The following is an 18,155-nucleotide window of genomic DNA, read 5'->3' as shown; positions in this document are numbered from 1 at the left end:
CCTTTTTATTATTAAAGCTTTAATCGAGCTTAGAATAAAAAAGCACCTGATTAAAGGTGCTTTTTAAAAGATATAATCATCAATTATTTTTCAACAATCGCCGTTACACCTTGACCACCCGCAGCACAAATCGAGATGAGTACGCGACCAGAGCCTTTTTGGTTAAGAAGTTTTGCCGCCGTTGCTAAAATGCGTCCACCTGTTGCAGCAAATGGGTGACCCGCTGCTAAAGAAGAGCCTTTAACATTGAGTTTGCTACGGTCAATTGAACCTAACGGTGCAGCTAAGCCTAAGCGATCTTTACAGAATTGTGGATCTTCCCAAGCTTTTAAAGTTGAAAGAACTTGTGATGCAAAGGCTTCATGAATTTCGTAATAGTCAAAATCTTGCAGAGTAATACTAGCACGTTCAAGCATACGAGGAACTGCGTAAGCAGGGGCCATTAATAAGCCTTCTTTTGGTCCATTCTTGCCAATGAAGTCTACCGCAGCAGTTTCAGTAAAGGTTAAATAAGCCAGTACTTCATGACCATTTGCTTTTGCCCATTCTTCAGATGCAAGTAACACACAAGATGCGCCATCGGTTAATGGGGTAGAGTTACCCGCAGTCATGGTGCGTGCATCACCTTTACCAAAAGCAGGCTTAAGTTTAGCCAGTTTCTCAACTGTAGAATCAGCACGTAAGTTGTTGTCACGTTCTAAACCTAAAAATGGTGTGATCAGGTCATCAAAGAAACCTTCTTCATAAGCCTTTGCCATTTTTTGGTGTGAAGATGCAGCAAGTTCATCTTGTGCTTCACGGGCAATGCCCCATTCTAATGCAGTAATCGCTTGATGATCGCCCATAGAAAGCCCAGTACGCGGCTCACCATTTTTAGGGGCATCCATTAAATCTTTTAGGTTAATTTTGGTTAATGCTTTTAAACGGTCTTTCCCTGTTTTTGCAATATTGAGCTCAAGCAAGGCCTTACGTAAGCCATCACCAAAAGCAATTGGCGCATCCGAAGTGGTATCTACACCACCAGCGATACCCACTTCAATTTGCCCCAAGGCAATTTTATTCGCAACTTGGAAAGCTGCTTGTAAGCCTGTTCCACATGCTTGTTGCAGATCATAAGCAGGAGTTTCAGGTGCCAAAGCTGTCTCTAAAACACATTCACGAGTCATGTTAAAGTCGCGGCTATGTTTTAACACTGCGCCAGCAACTACTTCACCCAAACGTTGACCTTGTAGATTGTAACGCTCAACAAGACCATTTAATGCTGCGGTAAACATATCCATGTTTGATGCTGTGAAATAAGCACCATTCGAACGAGCGAATGGAATACGGTTACCACCAATAATTGCAACGCGGCGAGGAGTATTTTGACTCATAATTTTTTCCTGTAGGACAGAAGTTTGAGTTGTAGATGCAGTTTTAGTTGTACTCGGTACAGCTTTCTTGCGAGGCGAAGAAGTTGCACGGGTACGAGTTGTTTTAGTCGTTGGGGTTGCAGACGTAGAAGCTGTGTCAGTTGTTTTGCGTGTACGAGTACGCGGTTTTGATGTATTTGACACAGTTTCTGCCACAGAATGATCGACTGCTGGATTATCTTGAGTTGTTTTGCTCATAAGGCTTTTCCAAGCATGTTACAGTATTCTTGAGGTGTACATTAACACAATACAGCATAGCTCGAATTGACTACAATGACATTGCAGAATACATTCAGGTCAAGTCATCACTAGATTAACTCAAGTATGATTCAACGGAAACTGATGAGTCTATTGAAATCTACGTCTTTGACATGATATTGAAGTTAAACAGTAGTTTAAAAGCCATCAAATAAATTTAATTCGTTTTGAGAGATAATAAACATGACTGACCAATACCAAGCATTCGCAAAATCTCCAATTGGTAAATTTGTCATTAAAAATTTAGGTTTGCCAGCACCCACTTTTTTAGATCGTTTTGACTCTGCGACGCCTGTAATTAAAGGTGCAGTTTTGGTTGGTGCAGCACCAGCAAGTACATTATCTGGTGCAATTTCTCAGGTTTTGGCGAATATTCATGCCAACAGTTATGCAGGCAACAATGCAGAATTACAACAAGTTGCTGCAACCCAAGGTTTAAAGCTAAATGCATTTAACGATGGTGACCGCGAGTCAAAGTTCAAAGCTGTTGTTTTTGATGCTTCAGGTATTCAAAACTCTGAACAGCTCAAAGAACTTTATAATTTCTTTAACCCAGTCGCGCGCCAAATCTTAGCTTCGGGTCGTGTCATTGTGGTGGGAACAACACCTGAAACGGCTAAAACAGTCAAACAAGCCATTGCTCAACGCGCTTTAGAAGGTTTTGTTAAATCTGTAGGTAAAGAATTCAAAAAAGGTATTGCAGCACAATTGGTGTATGTAGATGAAGGTGCAGAAGCTAATTTAGAGTCTACGTTACGTTTTGCTTTATCTCCACGTTCTGCTTATGTTTCAGGACAAGTCATTCGTGTGTCTAAAGCAGATGTGATTGATGTAGATTGGGTGAAACCACTTGCAGGCAAAACTGCTGTAGTCACAGGTGCGAGCCGTGGTATTGGTGAGGCAATTGCACATGTATTATCGCGTGATGGCGCACATGTCATTTGTTTAGATGTGCCACAACAACAAGCTGACTTGGACCGTGTTGCGAGTGAAATTGGTGGTTCAACTTTGGCCATTGATATTACCGCAGCAGATGCAGGTCAGAAAATTAAAGAAGCTGCTGTAGCACAGGGCGGTGTTGATATAATTGTGCACAATGCAGGTATTACCCGTGACAAGACTTTAGCAAACATGAAGCCAGAACTTTGGGATTTGGTGATTAATATCAACTTGTCTGCGATTGAACGTGTCAATGATTATTTACTTGAACATGATGGTTTGAATGCCAATGGTCGTATTGTTTGCGTTTCTTCAATTTCAGGGATTGCAGGGAACTTAGGGCAAACTAACTATGCTGCATCGAAAGCAGGTGTTATTGGGGTGGTGAAATTTACTGCACCGATCTTAAAAAATGGTATAACCATTAATGCAGTTGCACCAGGCTTTATTGAAACACAGATGACAGCGGCAATTCCATTTGCTATCCGTGAAGCAGGCCGTCGTATGAACTCGATGAGTCAAGGCGGTTTACCTGTTGATGTTGCAGAAACCATTGCCTTATTTTCTTCAACGGCTTCGACGGGCTTAAATGGTAACGTTGTTCGTGTTTGCGGACAAAGTTTATTGGGTGCTTAATTATAAAAGTTTAGAATTTTCCCTCTTTTTTAAGGAGAGGGAAAGCCAATAAAGGGAATGGATTTTTCCTTCATCCCAACCTTCTCCCTGAAGGAGAAGAAGCTTCCAAAAATATTGAAATAAAAACTTCAGATAGGTTCAACATGAAAACGCGCCATTTTTCTCAGCTTCCGAAACCTTATTTGGCTTATCCCAAAGTCGTGCAGGGCCTCATCTTTAAAAAGTCCAAAGGCGAAAAAGTTCTTCCCCAAGTTGAATATGTTGTGGATTCTTTTAAGGTTGATCCAAAGCATTTGAAAGCGTATAACGCCGTGTGCGGATTTAAAAATAATGGTTATATTCCAGCGATTTATTTAGCTGTTTTATCGCAAAGTTTACAAATGCATATGATGACGCAAGAGGCATTTCCTTTTGCAATTTTAGGTTTGGTACATATTCGTAACCAAGTTTCTCAAAGCCGTAAAATTGGTGTAAATGAAAGCCTAAGCCTATCTTGCCAGTTTGGTGAATTAAAGCCGCATGATAAAGGCGTGCAGTTTGATTTTATCACCACCGCAAAAGTAGGAAATGAAGTCGTGATGCAAGGGGTGACGACTTATCTTGCACGTCAAAAAACTGAAACAAAAGCGGCTACTAAAGCAAAAGAAGAAACTCGCCCAAATTATACGCTTCAGGCAGAGTGGACAGTTTCGGAAAATACCGGTCGTCGTTATGCCTTAACTTCTGGCGATTTCAATTTAATTCACATTCATGCAATTACGGCAAAAGCATTTGGTTTCAAACAAGCGATTGCACATGGTATGTGGAGCAAAGCAAAAGCCTTAGCCAATTTAACTTTACCCGACAGCTATGAAGCTGAAGTTTGGTTTAAATTACCTATGTATTTGCCTTCCAATGTTGAGTTCCTTACTGCGCAGGTAGGTAAGAATATCGATTTTATGATTCAAAATAGTAAAAATAAAAAACCACATGTGACAGGTCATATTACCGCACGCTAATAGCGCTGAATAAAAGCCCAAATTTTAAGGATTTGGGCTTTTTTACTTATGGATGTATCAATAATTAAAAAATTATAAGGATGTAAGATGAAAGAACTAAAAGCATATTTATCGGCGAATCCCAATCAATATCATGGTGATGTTGCTGAAAATTTTGAAGATTTGGCGAAACAGTTCAGTCGCTTACAGCATCCGCGAATGCATCAAGGCGGGGCTGCACTTTGTGTGTATTTTCAAGGACAAAAGGTCGTTGATATTTATATAGGAAAAAAATCAGCGACAGAACAATGGGAAAAGAATACCTTGTCGGTCTGTTACTCAACAGGCAAAGGTGTTTTGGCAACCTTATCTCATATTTTAGTGAGTCAAGGTTTACTTGATTATGATCAACCAATTGCAAAGTATTGGCCTGAATTTGCACAAAATGGTAAAACCAACATTCGCTTGGCAGATATTTTAAGCCACCAAAGTGGCTTGTTTGATATCCGTAATTTGGTTCAAGATGCAGCGCAAATGGCCGATTGGGAGCTTATGTTAAATCGGATTGCTGAGGCCAAACCGCGCTTTGCTGTCGGTGAAGATGCAGCTTATCAGCCTTTAACTTTTGGCTGGTTAGTGGGTGGTGTTCTGGAAAAAGCCACAGGGCAAAGTTTATCTCATTTAATGCAACAATATTTGTTACAACCTCTTCATATACAAGATGCTTATTTTGGTGTGCCAACATCAGAACTTGATCGGGTTGCACGACCATTCCTCACAGCGAACTCTAAAAGCTCAAGTTCTGATTCTTCAAAAAGAAAAAATACAGCCAAGAAAACGACTTTAATGGATCGTGTTACAGCATGGTCAGGTCAAAATCCGCAAGATTTCCAAGATGCGATGATTCCTAAAGGCATGAAGAACTTTAGTTTTTTTAGTGAACAAGGTTTACAAGCTGTAATTCCTGCTGCCAATGGCGTTTTCTCTGCTGAAAGTTTGGCAAAAATTTATGCCATGGTGGCACAAGGGGGTATATGGCAACAGCAACAGTTGATTAAACCTGAAGTATTTCAACGCATGTCGCAAATTCAATATCAGCATCGTGATCGAATTATGCCTATCCCGATGCATTGGCGTTTGGGGTATCACCGTGTCCTGACTTTAGGCAAACAAGTTCCACAAGGTTTTGGGCACATGGGTTTTAATGGTTCAGGTGCTTGGTGTGATCCAGAGCGCCAATTGAGTTTTGCTTACACACATAATTTTGCCACGGCGTCCATCACTGGCGACTATCGTTTATGGGGCTTAACGCAAGAAACTTTAAGATGTGCTGATGCAATATTAAAGGGACGTAAGGGGTGGTTTTAAGATTTTTAGATTGGATAATAGAGACTGCACATACTTAATAAATGATAGGTGCAATAGATATTGTCTTTGGTATAAGCATATTTGAAGGTGGTCAAATATGGAAAATTTGATCATCCTCTTTAAAGGAAATATCGCCTAGATTGTGTGTAGGATCTGACTTGAAAAGATCAAATTGCTGATGGATTTAAAGTGCGCATTGACTGAATTTAAGATTAAGGTATCAACAGCGTGTTTAATTTCCACAATCATTAACTCGCTTTGAGATTGTTCATTCACTCTTGCGCAAAAAAACAGTATGCTTAGACCTGTGAAAAGGAGCATACATGTATCAAGTACTTGCGCGTAAATATCGTCCCCGTAATTTTAATGAATTGGTGGGGCAAAACCATGTCTCGCGTGCACTGAGTAGTGCATTAGAACGTGGGCGTTTACACCATGCGTATTTATTTACAGGTACACGTGGCGTGGGTAAAACCACAATTGCACGTATTCTTGCGAAATGCTTAAACTGTGAGACAGGTGTAACTGCTACGCCGTGTGAAGTCTGTGCTACTTGTAAAGCGGTGAATGAAGGTCGTTTTATCGACCTGATTGAAATTGATGCAGCGTCACGAACCAAAGTAGAAGATACGCGAGAACTTTTAGATAACGTACCGTATGCGCCAACTCAAGGACGCTATAAAGTGTACTTGATTGATGAAGTACACATGCTTTCTACACATTCATTTAATGCCTTGCTTAAAACCTTAGAAGAACCGCCTGAGCATGTGAAATTTCTATTTGCAACCACAGATCCGCAAAAGCTCCCAATTACGGTGATTTCGCGTTGCTTACAATTTACCTTGCGTCCTCTGGCGGTCGATGAAATTACCGAGCATTTGACAAAAATTTTGGAAAAAGAACAGATTTCAGCTCAGCAAGATGCAATCTGGCAAATCGCTGAGTCTGCACAAGGCTCACTGCGTGACGCACTCTCTTTAACTGACCAAGCGATTGCCTATGGTCAAGGTGCAATTCAGCATCAAGATGTAAAAGAGATGTTAGGCTTGATTGATCGTACGATCATTTATGATTTATTGTTGGCAATTCATCAAAATCAGAAAGCGCGTGTGAGTCAATTGTTGCTGCAATTTAGACAGCAAGCTTTAGATGTTTCTTTAGTTTTAGATCAGTTGATTTCAACTTTACATGAATTAGCATTGCTGCAATATTTGCCTGATCTAAGTCTGAAATATAGTGCGGAAATTAATCAAAAGATTTCCCAGCTTTCTCAGCTAATTGCAGATCAAGATTTACAACTTTATTATCAGATTGCGTGTAAAGGGCGTGCAGATTTGCAACTTGCGGTGACGCAAGAGCAAGGTTTTGAAATGTGCGTATTGCGTTTGCTGGCCTTTAGACCTTTGCAACCAAATGAAGTCTTAGTTTCAACTCCTGCTACACAAATTCAGTCGGTACCAGTGTTGGCTACTGAACAAGTCGTTACAAATATCAATACTGTAGTTGCAGCTCCGAAAGATCAAACCCAAGCGATAGCGGAAGTTACACCACCTGTCGAAAACCTTGCTGTTGAGACAAATCTACAAGATGAGTCTGTATCACCTGAAATTCCAGAGCAGGTTGAAGAAACACATAATTTAGCTAGTAATGCATCAGATCAAATCGTGTTTGACCCTGCGAGTGAAGATGTCTTATTCGATCTTGATGAAAATACTGATACATCATACCAAGCTCCATCTGAAGCAAGTAGTGATGACTTCTTATTTGAAGAAATTGCACCAATTACCGTAGATGAAAAAGTAGAACGTCAAGTCGAAGCATCTGTTGAAAATGATTCATTACCAGCCGATTTAGGTTTCACAAGTGGTGATACGGCTCAAGACACACTCTTTAGTTCAGTCACTGATGAAGTTGAAACGAATTCAGCTGTTCAACCGCTTATAGAACAGCCTGAGCCTGAAATAGAATCTCTGCTAACACCAACTGCTTCGAATACAGAAACTGCAAAGCTTATGCCGCAAGATATTTTGCGTGTACAAGAACAAGTTTTGGAAGGTGAGTGGACGCTCGGTAAGTGGGAGTTCTGGTTCAGACATAGTGAATTATCGCCTGCTGTGCAAGAGTTAGCACAACATGGTGTCATGACAGGGAAAATTGACGCGGAATCAATTTTTCATATTCCAGAGCAATATCAGCAATTATTGGGTCAATCACAGCATTCTTTGGAACAAGCACTGAAAAAACAGTGGCCAAATACGCTGTTTAAAATTGAATATGGTGCGGTTACAGATACCACACCTTATATTTTACAGCATCAACGTAAAGAGCAAGCTTATCAGCGGGCAGAGGAACTGTTACAAACTGAACCTGTGGTACGTGATTTAATCCAAAGTTTTGATGCTGAATTACATAACATTCAATTGAAATAACTCTTAGATGAGCTTAGGTTCAGGCTCGACTTGCATAAAAGCTTGTAGAGCCTGACGCATGTTCATGGGAATCGGTGTACTTTTGCGTTGCTCTCGATCGACAAAAACATGAATAAATTGCCCCTGTGCCGCAGCTGTATTTTGATTGGCTTTAAAGATGGCCAAGTCATATTCTAAAGAACTATTGCCCATACGTTTGATTGCCACACCGACTTCAATCACTTCGGGGTAACAAAGCTCTTGTAAAAATTGACAAGATGAACTCACCACTAAGCCAATAATCGTTGAACGGTGAATATCAAAATGAGCTTTTTTAATCAGCAGCGCATTCGCTGCGCTATCAAAGAAACTATAATAATTGACATTGTTTACATGTCCGTAAATATCATTATCTGACCAACGTGTTTGTATGGGAAAAATAAAAGGATAGTTTTCTCTAAGTTTAGCTTGGGGTTTCATTTTTGCATGTCCTTTGCTAAGCGATGAGTTAAGCGTAAATTGCGTGATAAATTTGTTCAGCATCATTTAGGCTTAAATCGCGTGGGTTATTTTGTAAGAGTCTGGTTTGTAACATGGCATCCTGTGCCAGTGTTGAAAGGGCAGTCTTTGGTACATTCAGTGCATTGAGCTTTAAAGTCAAACCACTTCGGTCTAAATGATTTTGCATATGATCGATAAATAAATCACATAATCCATCGGTGCAACCTTTGCTATAAGGGTCTATCCATGTCATTAGTTCAGCATATAAATGCTTGGCATTCGGTGCATTGAACTTCAAGACTTCAGTTAAAACCAAGGCATTACTGTGTCCATGCGAAATGTGAAAATGTCCACCCAAAGGATAAGCCAAGGCATGTACTGCACCTACTGGGGCATTGGCAAATGCCTGACCTGCAAACATCGAACCGTTCAGCATATTCTGCCGTGCTTGTAGGTTCGAACCATCTTCAAGGACCAGTTTTAAATTTTGATTGAGTAGTCTCAATGCTTGTTTGGCTAATATATCAGCATACAGATTTTTTTTAATTTTCGAGGTATATGCTTCGATGGCGTGAACCATGGCATCAATACCTGTTGCTGCCGTAATATGCGCGGGTAAATTTTGGGTAAAAGTCGCATCTAAAATGGCGACATCCGCATACAGTACAGGTGAGACAATGCCCATTTTAGTGGTTTCACCTGTAGTTACAATGGAAATTGGCGTGACCTCAGAGCCTGTGCCCGCAGTCGTCGGAATTAGAATTAAGGGTAATCGAGGGGATTTTGCATTGTTGATCCCATAGAGTTCAGCCAAATTTTGCGGCTGGTTTGGATGGGCTAAAATTGCAATGAGTTTTGCAACATCCAAAGAGCTACCTCCACCAAAGCCAATCACTGTGTCAATTTTTTCCTGTTTCGCAAATTCTACGGCTGCATTGACAACGTGTTCGGGCGGATCAGCAATGACATCGGCATAAGTCACATGGGCTAATGACAGATGTTCCAAAATTTCTAAAATAGGGTGATGTAACTGCTGTTGTAGCATACCGTTATCTGTTACCAACAGTACTTTCTTAGCACTTTGTTCAGTCAAGACCGTTGTAAGTTCTTGAACTGAGCCGAGGCCTGAAATAATTCGGGAAACAGTTTGAAACTGAAAGTCATACATTGGCAATTCCTTCATGCTTTATCAATATTTACGTGTTTTTGTTATACAGTTTTAGTGGGATTCATCCTCCAAATAACTTAACATAAGACATTGCAAAATAAACGTTCTATTGAGGTGCTTATGTCATCGCAAACGCCCTACAAGGTGTTATGTGTCTGTCTTGGAAATATCTGCCGTTCGCCCACAGCAGAAGTGGTATTTAGACATTACTGTGATGCACATCAACTGAATATTGAGGTCGATTCCGCGGGAACCAGCAATTATCATCCGAATAAGGCACCTGATTTAAGAAGCCAAAAACATGCCCAACATCGGGGTTATGATTTATCTGCTTTACGTGCGCGTCAGCTCAAGATTCATGATTTTGTTGAATTTGATCTGATCTTGGCAATGGATTATGAAAATTTAGAAGATATTCAAGCTTTAATGCAGCAGGCACAATCAGTTCTCGGGCAGCATATGCTTCGCGCAAAGATTGCCCTGATGAGTCAGCATGATCAAAAATTCCTTCAACAAGCGGTGCCAGACCCTTATTATGGTGGCGATGATGGATTTGAGCGTGTACTTGATCAATGTGAATCAAGTAGTTTGGCTTGGGTTCAGGTACTTCAACAACAGCTGAAAGGCTAGTTCGGGTTTTAGCATGCATATTCAAAATAACGTTCAACTTCAGCATTTTAATACCTTAAATTTGGGTTCGGTCGCATCACACTATGTAAAAGTTGAAAATGAGTACATGCTGTTGGAAGCCTTGTCTTATGCAGAACAACAACAGCTCAATGTGTTAATTCTATCTGGTGGGAGCAATATGCTTTTACCTGAGCATATTCATGCTTTGGTTGTCCATATGGATATTCAAGGGATTGAAATCTTGAATGAAGATGGCCAGACCAAGACACTCACCGTTGGTGCGGGTCAAGTTTGGCATGATTTTGTATTATGGACGACTGAACAGCATTTATATGGTCTGCAGAATTTAGCTCTAATCCCGGGCTTAGTTGGGGCATCACCTGTACAAAATATTGGTGCTTACGGGGTAGAAGTTGGTGAGTTTATTCATTCGGTACGCGTCTATGACCGTACAACACAGCAATTTACTGAAATTTTAGCGCCAGATTGTCAATTTGCTTATCGACACAGTATTTTTAAAGATGAGCCTGAGCGTTATGTCATCACTCAAGTGATTTTTCAGCTTTTAAAACATGCCGATTTGAAACTAAGCTATGGTGATTTAAAGCAAGCCGTGGGTGAGGACTTAAGCGCAGAAAATCTGCAAAATCAAGTCATTCAAATTCGCCAAAGTAAGCTACCAGATCCAAAAGAATATCCGAATGCGGGTAGTTTTTTTAAAAATCCTGTGATCTCTGCACAATGTTTTGACCAAATAAATACGAAATTCCCTCAATTGCCCCATTACCCTCAAGCAAATGGGCAGATTAAAATTGCTGCAGGCTGGTTAATTGATCAGGCGGGTTGGAAAGGGAAGCGTTTAGGCATGGTTGGTATGTTTGCAAAACAGGCTTTGGTTTTGGTGAACTATGAAAATGCGACTTTGTTGGATGTACAAGCGACTTATCGAGCGGTTCAGCAAGATGTGTCAAATAAGTTCAACATTCGTCTAGAGCCAGAACCTGTTCTTTTTAATGCAGTTGGTTTAATTCAATCACACGTGGAATAATGAATGATTAAAATAGATTGGATGGTTCGTATTGTACAAATTGCAGCTTTGCTTTTTGTACTTTTGGGCTGTCTGGTGATTTTTATCTATTCACCATTTTATTCCAAATTGGTGGTGAAGGCATTGAATACCTTTGTTCCTGTAGAAGTGAATGAAGTGGCGGCGAAAAGTCAAAAAATGGCAGCGCTGAGCGAAGCTGAAAATCTTGAACCGGGTTCCAATTTATGGATTGCGCGTCAAGCGTATCTTAAATTGATGGAACAGGAAATTCAGCAAAACAATTCTGAAAATTTACCGCAAATTCAAGCACGTTACAAAGCCTTGCAAGATTTAATTAATAAAGAGCAGCAAGAGCAAAACGAGGAAGAAGAACGCCCTCAAGTTCCGCTTTTGGCAGATCCAAAGCAAGCAGCATCACTACCTGAAGATCCGACACAAAATGTAAAGGATTTATTAGAGTTGGATAGCAAAGAAAATAAAGCCTTGATGGAAAAATATCTGGATTTTCTACAGAAACATAAAATCGAGCCTGTAGTTGAAAGTGTTGATGCACAGCAAATTCAAAAAGATATTGCCCAAATTAAAGAACAAAATGAAACACCTAAAGGAGCTTTATCACAACCCTATGCGATTGTCGTGTTAGGTGGTGGTTTAACCTTGGACAAAAATAGAAAAGATATTGTCGTGAATGACTATACAAAATTAAGACTAGAGAAAACACTAGCCGTTGAAAAAGTGTATAACTTACCTATTGTGCTGAGTGGAGTAGAAGCTCCTTATATGCAACGTTGGTTAAATGAGCGAGGTGTCGATGCCAAGCTGTTAGAAAATAGAAGTATGAATACTTGTGAAAATTCACGCTTTAGCTCGCTATTATTACAAAAGAAAGGGGGAGCACCGACCGTGATTCTAATTACCGATCAATATCATATGCCGAGAACACGCCGTTTATTTGCTTTAAATGGAATCGAGACGGTGCCTATTGAGGCACCAATGCCAACACAATTAACAGCTTGGCAGCCTAGCCAACAGAACTATGATCATAGCCGCCGTGCAAATTATGAAATGTTGGCGACCATTCGCGACATGTTATTCGGCTCAAGTGATTGCCGTGAGGTACCTTAATGCCTGAAATTCCATTTTTAAATCCAAATATCCTGAAACAATTGGATTTACCTGTGCCTAATCGAGATACAACACCACAGGTTTTAAGTCCATTAAATTTGAATCATGCATTTTCACCATCAGTTGAATTACAAGCGTATCGTAAGTTGTACGGTTTACATTTGCTTGAATGTGAGCATTGGCAAGGTTTTGTACAAATGCCGTTGTTTAAATTGCATGTGCAAGTGTTTCAACCTAAAGCAAATGCGGAAGGAAAGGTTGTAATAAAAGGAACAGTGTTCCTTTTACACGGTTATTTAGAGCACAGCGGAATTTATCAGCCAATTATCCGTGAACTGCTTGAACAAGGTTTTAGTGTGCTCACGTATGACCTACCAGGTCATGGGTTGAGTGATGGTTCGCCTGCCAGTATTCAAGATTTTGATCATTATCAGCGTGTACTTCATGCGGTTTATCAATATGTGAAAAATGCCTCACAACTGCCTAAACCTTGGTTGGGAATTGGACAAAGTACGGGTGGTGCAATTCTGATGCATCATTTACTGGAGTTTGCCGAGCGCCGTGAAAATCCTTATGTAGAGCGTGTTTTACTATTGTCACCTTTAATTCGACCTGCTAAATCGGCGTGGTGGCACAACTCTGTTGGTTTGGGCATTATTCGTCGGATTAAACGTCAAGTTCCAAGGCATTTCCGTCGTAATAATCATAACCCTGAGTTTTTAAGATTTGTCCGTTTAAAAGACCCTTTACAACCTCGTATGATGGGTATGGATTGGATTTTGGCCATGTCGAAGTGGATGCAACAGATGGAAGCTCGTCCATCTTGCCGCATACCCGTTTGGTTGGCGCAAGGTGCATTAGATCAAACTGTAGATTGGCGCTATAACATTGAATTTATCCGTCAGAAATTTAGATTGCAAACACTGTTGATGTTGGAAGAAGGTTCGCATCAATTAATTAATGAACGCGCTGACATTCGTGCTGCTTTAACTGGATTAATTCCTGCCTTTTTACATGCACATAATACTGGCGAGTATTATTGAGTTCTATTTTGAAATAGATGTTTTGAACTGACTTGGCTAAAATTTTAGCCAAGTCAGGCTGATATTAGAAATATTCCATTTTTGCCATATTCCACATGCGGAAGTAAAAGTTTTCCTGATCTTTATTTTCGCAATTTAGAAGTTCGCCGTCTTTTAACCAAAAATGTAATTGCGCATAGTTTTTAATTTCACGATCGTTAATCCGTTGTGCTAAATGATGAGCTTTTATATCTGAAGGGTGGCGTAAACCCGCCGCAGCAATCATTTCAGATAATGCACGCATGGTATTTTTGTGGAAATGGAAAACACGTTCTGCCTTTGTTGGGACATGTATGGCTTTTTGTCGGTCTTGATCTTGAGTTGCAACACCGACGGGACATTGGTTGGTGTGGCAACTCTGTGCTTGAATACAACCAATCGCAAACATAAAGCCACGTGCAGAATTCACCCAGTCAGCCCCAATCGCTATAGTGCTAGCAACATCGAAAGCACTGATAATTTTCCCACTTGCGCCAATTTTGATGTGTTTTCTGAGTCCTGCACCAATCAAAGTATTATGAACAAATAAAACACCTTCGCGGAGTGGCGTACCCATGTTATTGATCAGTTCAATCGGCGCCGCACCTGTACCACCTTCCGAACCATCCACTACAATAAAGTCAGGTAATATTTGCGTATGCAGCATAGCCTTGACTATACCCATAAACTGCCAAGGTTGACCTATACACAGTTTGAATCCGACAGGTTTCCCACCAGAGAGTTCACGCAATTTTTGAATAAACTGTAGCATTTCAATAGGGGTATTGAAGGCTGAATGCTTTGAGGGGGAAATACAATCACGATCACGTGGAATACCTCGGATTTGTGCAATTTCTGCTGAAATCTTATCTTTAGGTAAAATACCACCGTGTCCAGGTTTAGCACCTTGCGACAGTTTAATTTCAATCATTTTAATTTGTGGAAGTACTGCCTGTTTCGCAAACTTCACTGGATCGAAAGTACCATCTTCGGTACGACAACCAAAATATCCACTCCCAAGTTCCCAGACAATATCGCCACCATATTGCAAATGATAAGGGCTAAGGCTGCCTTCACCAGTGTCGTGGTAAAAATTACCCAGTTGTGCTCCTTTATTTAATGCACGAATGGCATTGGCACTTAAGCTACCAAAGCTCATGGCAGAAATATTCATGATGGATGCATTATAGGGTTGAGCGCATTGTGAATTACCAATTTCGATGCGAAATGTAGAGGGATCCGCAGGGGGGCAGGGTTGAATGGAGTGTGTCATGAAGCGATAGTCTTGCTGATACACATCGATGATGGAGCCAAAAGGTTTATCTGAGTTTTCATTCTTGGAACGTTGATAGACTAAGCTACGTTGCATTCTTGAAAAAGGTAAAGCATCCTCATCCGATTCAATGAAATATTGCCGAATTTCTGGCCGGAACTCTTCAAATAAGAAGCGAAAATGTCCGATAATCGGGTAGTTTTTTAAAATTGAATGTCGATTCTGTAATAAATCATATAAGCCAACAAGACTCAGAAAAGTGCTCACCAACCATAATATGTTGATCGTCGTATCTGAGAGGAAATAATAAATATAATGAGGAGCATAATTGAGTCTAAACCAAGTGATGCTAAGCGCGATAAAAATACAAGTGAACCAAACAGAATGACGCGAGAAAAAGGTGTTCAGTAATTTGTGGCGTACAATTTGTGCAGGATTCGGCATAGTTATAATTCATCCTTGTGCCTGATGTTTATTTCATTTCACAATGCCAAGATTTGTGCATGAGTACAAGTAACTATTTGTGTTAGGAGTTGATTAATAAATCATTTAAAAAGTCGAGTGGCTTAGATAAGAATAATGTTTATTTTCATTTAATTTATACGACTGTGCAGTTTTTTTTGTGTAAAAAGTAAACGATGAGTGTATCTTAGGAGAATAAGGGTTAAATCGAAAGAGAAAATTCTAATTTACCCAAATATAGGGATATGAGGCATCTTAAAAATCTGAGTATAGTGCATACCAAAAAATGGGGTGTTACATGAGCAATGATGAAGCTATGTTGCCAGTACCAGTGATTATTCTGGAAGATGAACCAATTATACAGAACCGTCTAAGAAGAATTTTAACTGAACTAGGATATGAGAATGAGACATTACATTTTGTCTCTAACCTTAAAGAAGCATTTGAAAAAATAGAAGAAATTCCAGTCTCATTGGCATTGGTCGATTTGGGTTTGCCAGATGGAAATGGTGTGGAGTTTATTGAAAAGTTACGTGAAAGAGATTCGAACGCTTCCATTTTGGTGATTTCAGCATGGAGTACACAATCCAGCTTATTTTCTGCAATTAAGGCAGGTGCGACGGGTTATGTATTAAAAGAGCGGGATGACTCTGAGGTATTGTTGGCGATTCGTAGTATTTTGCGCGGTGGCGCACCGATTGATCCTTTTATTGCTCGAGAGATTCTTAGCCAAATTGCAGTTCAAGAAAACACGCAAGATAAAAGTGGACAGCAGGGAGCTTTACCTGCGGATATGGAAGCTTTAACCAATCGTGAAAAGGAAATTTTGGATTTGGTTGCACAAGGTTTAAGTAACCGAGAAATCTCGGAACAATTATTTGTGTCACGCTATACAGTAGAAAGTCATATTAAGCATATTTATCGAAAACTTTCTGTTTCAAAGAGGACGAAAGCTGTAAGTGCAGCGAGAACTTTAGGGATTATATGACCACATTGATTCTGCGGATTTGTTGTATGTTTGCATTGGTTTGCATTCATATGCAGGCTTACGCAGCATCATCTTATTATTCCATAGATGCACATTGCACCATTCAAGTACAATCTATTCAGTTTGTAAAAACGGATTCGATTCATCATATTCCTACATCGGGTTGGAAAGAGGTAGAGTTGCCCGATAATTGGGCTATGCATGAGCCAAATTATAATGGTGGTGCTTGGTATAAAATACTTTGGAAACCTGATTGTTCTTCAGGCACCATCAGTGAATCTTTTACGTTTTCGATAGAATATATTAATTCCGCGGGTGCGGTTTATTTTAATCGTAATGTACTTTGGCGTGATAAAAATTTAGTTGAACCCTTATCGAAAAGCTGGAATATGCCGAGATATTGGATATTAACGCCTTCTAGTTTTAAAGCTGGAGAAAATGAATTTTTAATTTATGTGAATGGTTATGCCTTTCAAAAAGCAGGACTTGGTGGAATTTCTTTCAATAATGTACAAGCAGCGTATGATCAACATCAGCAGCAGATGTGGAATAGGCGAACTTTATTTGAAATCAATATCATCATTTCATTGGTACTAGGTCTGTTATGTTTTTCAATATGGATTTTTAGGCGTACAGAAACAACCTTTGCATGGTTCGCACTCAGTTGCATACTTTGGGTTTTGTTTATTTCAAATATTTTGGTGACAGAAACTAAACCATTCCCTAATAATGTGATTTCTGCACAAGCCAATCTCAGTTTTTTTATTCTTTATATGGTGTGCTTTTGTACCTATTTGCTTCGATTTATTCGTGTTGAGTTGCCACGTTTAGAGCGCTGTATTTGGGCTTTTACTTTTATCGTATTAATTATTATTTTTTTTACACCACTACAATGGATAACTCCTGTCTTTATTAATATTTTCATCCTCTATATTTTATTATTTTTAGCAACTTATCTTTATTTAGGTTACGTGACATTTAGAACTAAAAAAAGAGAGTATATATTTTTGTTGCTGTGTCTTACAGGTATTTTTATTTGTGCATTATTTGATAGCTTACTTTTAGGTTCGGATTTGCATAAAAATATAAAACCACTTTCGCCTTACACCTCTCCAATCATTACGGTCTTTGTTGTGCTTATTTTAGGGGTGAAATTGGCCAGAAATACACGTCGTGTAGAGAAGTTTAATGTAAGACTAGAAGAAAAAGTACATCAGGTCAGTCAAGACTTATATGCCAGTATGAATGAGAAACATAAGCTTGAATTGGAGAATGTTCGTTTACAAGAGCGAATTCATCTTTCACATGATTTACATGATGGGCTGGGTTCATCTTTGGTGCGTTCTATGATTATTGTGGATCAGGCAGAACACAATATGACCAATCAGCAATTTTTATCTATTTTAAAGTTGTTGCGGGATGATTTAAGACAAATCATTGATAGTGGGTCAAGTCTTGAATCACGCGTTCCCGAAAATCCAATTTTATGGGTGGCACCAGTTCGTCACCGTTTTAGCCAGCTTATGGATGAATTGGACATAGAGTCGAAATGGTCTTTTCCGCAAAACTGGGGTTATGTGCCGAATGCTTTACAGTGTTTAACCCTTATTCGAGTTTTGGAAGAAAGTCTGACCAATATTGTGAAACATAGTCAGGCGAAACATGTCTTTGTTTCTATGGTATTTCCGTATGAACGCCAACTGATTTTAACCATTGAGGATGATGGTGTTGGTTTTGATGTGAAGAGTAATTTTCAAAATGGGATGAGCATTGGAATTCGAAGTATGAAAATGCGTTTAGAACGTGTCGGGGCAGAGTTACAGGTCAGCTCTGAAAAAGGTAGAACTGTGGTTCAAGCACTATTAGAAATTAGAGAAGAGAAATAATGAGCAAAGGCATTC

The 18,155-nt window shown here is 39.7% G+C and carries 14 protein-coding genes; 10 read left to right on the top strand and 4 right to left on the bottom strand.

Features of this window, described 5'->3' with window-relative positions:
* Positions 1–83: 83 nt before the first annotated feature.
* Positions 84–1,610 (bottom strand): acetyl-CoA C-acetyltransferase, encoded by a 1,527-nt coding sequence (locus tag E0H87_RS00380; protein ID WP_131321360.1) that lies wholly within the window; start codon positions 1,608–1,610, stop codon positions 84–86.
* A gap of 243 nt (positions 1,611–1,853) precedes the next feature.
* Between E0H87_RS00380 and E0H87_RS00375 the strand changes: the two genes are divergently transcribed.
* The 4 genes from E0H87_RS00375 to dnaX all read left to right on the top strand — a co-directional run bounded on the left by E0H87_RS00375 (position 1,854) and on the right by dnaX (position 8,019).
* Positions 1,854–3,245, top strand: coding sequence for a 3-oxoacyl-ACP reductase (locus tag E0H87_RS00375; RefSeq protein WP_131321358.1), 1,392 nt, complete (start codon positions 1,854–1,856; stop codon positions 3,243–3,245).
* Positions 3,246–3,388: 143 nt separating this feature from the next.
* Positions 3,389–4,243, top strand: a complete 855-nt coding sequence (locus E0H87_RS00370; protein WP_131321356.1) for a MaoC/PaaZ C-terminal domain-containing protein — start codon at positions 3,389–3,391, stop codon at positions 4,241–4,243.
* An 87-nt stretch (positions 4,244–4,330) separates the two neighbouring features.
* Positions 4,331–5,590: a serine hydrolase domain-containing protein gene (locus E0H87_RS00365; RefSeq protein ID WP_131321354.1), complete on the top strand. Its 1,260-nt coding sequence runs from the start codon at positions 4,331–4,333 to the stop codon at positions 5,588–5,590.
* 323 nt (positions 5,591–5,913) lie between these two features.
* Positions 5,914–8,019, top strand: coding sequence for a DNA polymerase III subunit gamma/tau (dnaX, locus tag E0H87_RS00360; RefSeq protein ID WP_131321352.1), 2,106 nt, complete (start codon positions 5,914–5,916; stop codon positions 8,017–8,019).
* Between the two features lie 3 nt (positions 8,020–8,022).
* Here the strand turns inward: dnaX and E0H87_RS00355 are convergent, their stop codons facing one another.
* Positions 8,023–8,478: an acyl-CoA thioesterase gene (locus E0H87_RS00355; RefSeq protein ID WP_016166337.1), complete on the bottom strand. Its 456-nt coding sequence runs from the start codon at positions 8,476–8,478 to the stop codon at positions 8,023–8,025.
* Between the two features lie 28 nt (positions 8,479–8,506).
* A complete protein-coding gene (locus E0H87_RS00350; protein WP_131321350.1) occupies positions 8,507–9,667 on the bottom strand; it encodes an iron-containing alcohol dehydrogenase in 1,161 nt (386 codons plus the stop codon).
* 120 nt (positions 9,668–9,787) lie between these two features.
* Between E0H87_RS00350 and E0H87_RS00345 the strand changes: the two genes are divergently transcribed.
* Genes E0H87_RS00345 through E0H87_RS00330 form a run of 4 tightly spaced genes read left to right on the top strand, consistent with a single transcriptional unit; the run spans position 9,788 to position 13,513 of the window.
* A complete protein-coding gene (locus E0H87_RS00345) occupies positions 9,788–10,297 on the top strand; it encodes a low molecular weight protein-tyrosine-phosphatase (RefSeq protein ID WP_131321348.1) in 510 nt (169 codons plus the stop codon).
* A gap of 13 nt (positions 10,298–10,310) precedes the next feature.
* Positions 10,311–11,345, top strand: a complete 1,035-nt coding sequence (gene murB, locus E0H87_RS00340; protein WP_131321346.1) for a UDP-N-acetylmuramate dehydrogenase — start codon at positions 10,311–10,313, stop codon at positions 11,343–11,345.
* A gap of 3 nt (positions 11,346–11,348) precedes the next feature.
* Entirely contained in the window at positions 11,349–12,470 is a 1,122-nt protein-coding gene (locus tag E0H87_RS00335; protein ID WP_131321344.1) for a YdcF family protein, read from the top strand.
* On the top strand, positions 12,470–13,513 hold the full coding sequence (locus E0H87_RS00330; protein ID WP_131321342.1) for an alpha/beta hydrolase: 1,044 nt from the start codon (positions 12,470–12,472) through the stop codon (positions 13,511–13,513). The genes E0H87_RS00335 and E0H87_RS00330 overlap by 1 nt, the downstream gene beginning before the upstream one ends.
* Before the next feature lie 64 nt (positions 13,514–13,577).
* Here the strand turns inward: E0H87_RS00330 and E0H87_RS00325 are convergent, their stop codons facing one another.
* A complete protein-coding gene (locus E0H87_RS00325) occupies positions 13,578–15,248 on the bottom strand; it encodes an FMN-binding glutamate synthase family protein (RefSeq protein ID WP_131321340.1) in 1,671 nt (556 codons plus the stop codon).
* Positions 15,249–15,564: 316 nt separating this feature from the next.
* Here E0H87_RS00325 and E0H87_RS00320 point away from each other — a divergent pair, with 316 nt between their 5' ends.
* Together E0H87_RS00320 and E0H87_RS00315 are read left to right on the top strand one after the other, a co-directional pair.
* Complete coding sequence (locus tag E0H87_RS00320; RefSeq protein ID WP_131321338.1) at positions 15,565–16,254, top strand: response regulator; 690 nt, start codon at positions 15,565–15,567, stop codon at positions 16,252–16,254.
* A gap of 26 nt (positions 16,255–16,280) precedes the next feature.
* Positions 16,281–18,140 (top strand): 7TM diverse intracellular signaling domain-containing protein, encoded by a 1,860-nt coding sequence (locus tag E0H87_RS00315; RefSeq protein WP_227547287.1) that lies wholly within the window; start codon positions 16,281–16,283, stop codon positions 18,138–18,140.
* The last annotated feature ends 15 nt before the right edge of the window (positions 18,141–18,155 follow it).

Origin of the sequence: Acinetobacter sp. ANC 4178 (assembly GCF_004331175.1) — a bacterium.
Lineage (GTDB): Bacteria > Pseudomonadota > Gammaproteobacteria > Pseudomonadales > Moraxellaceae > Acinetobacter.
The sequence above is the reverse complement of the archived record's forward strand: the minus strand, read 5'-3'. Positions and strand labels throughout refer to the sequence as shown.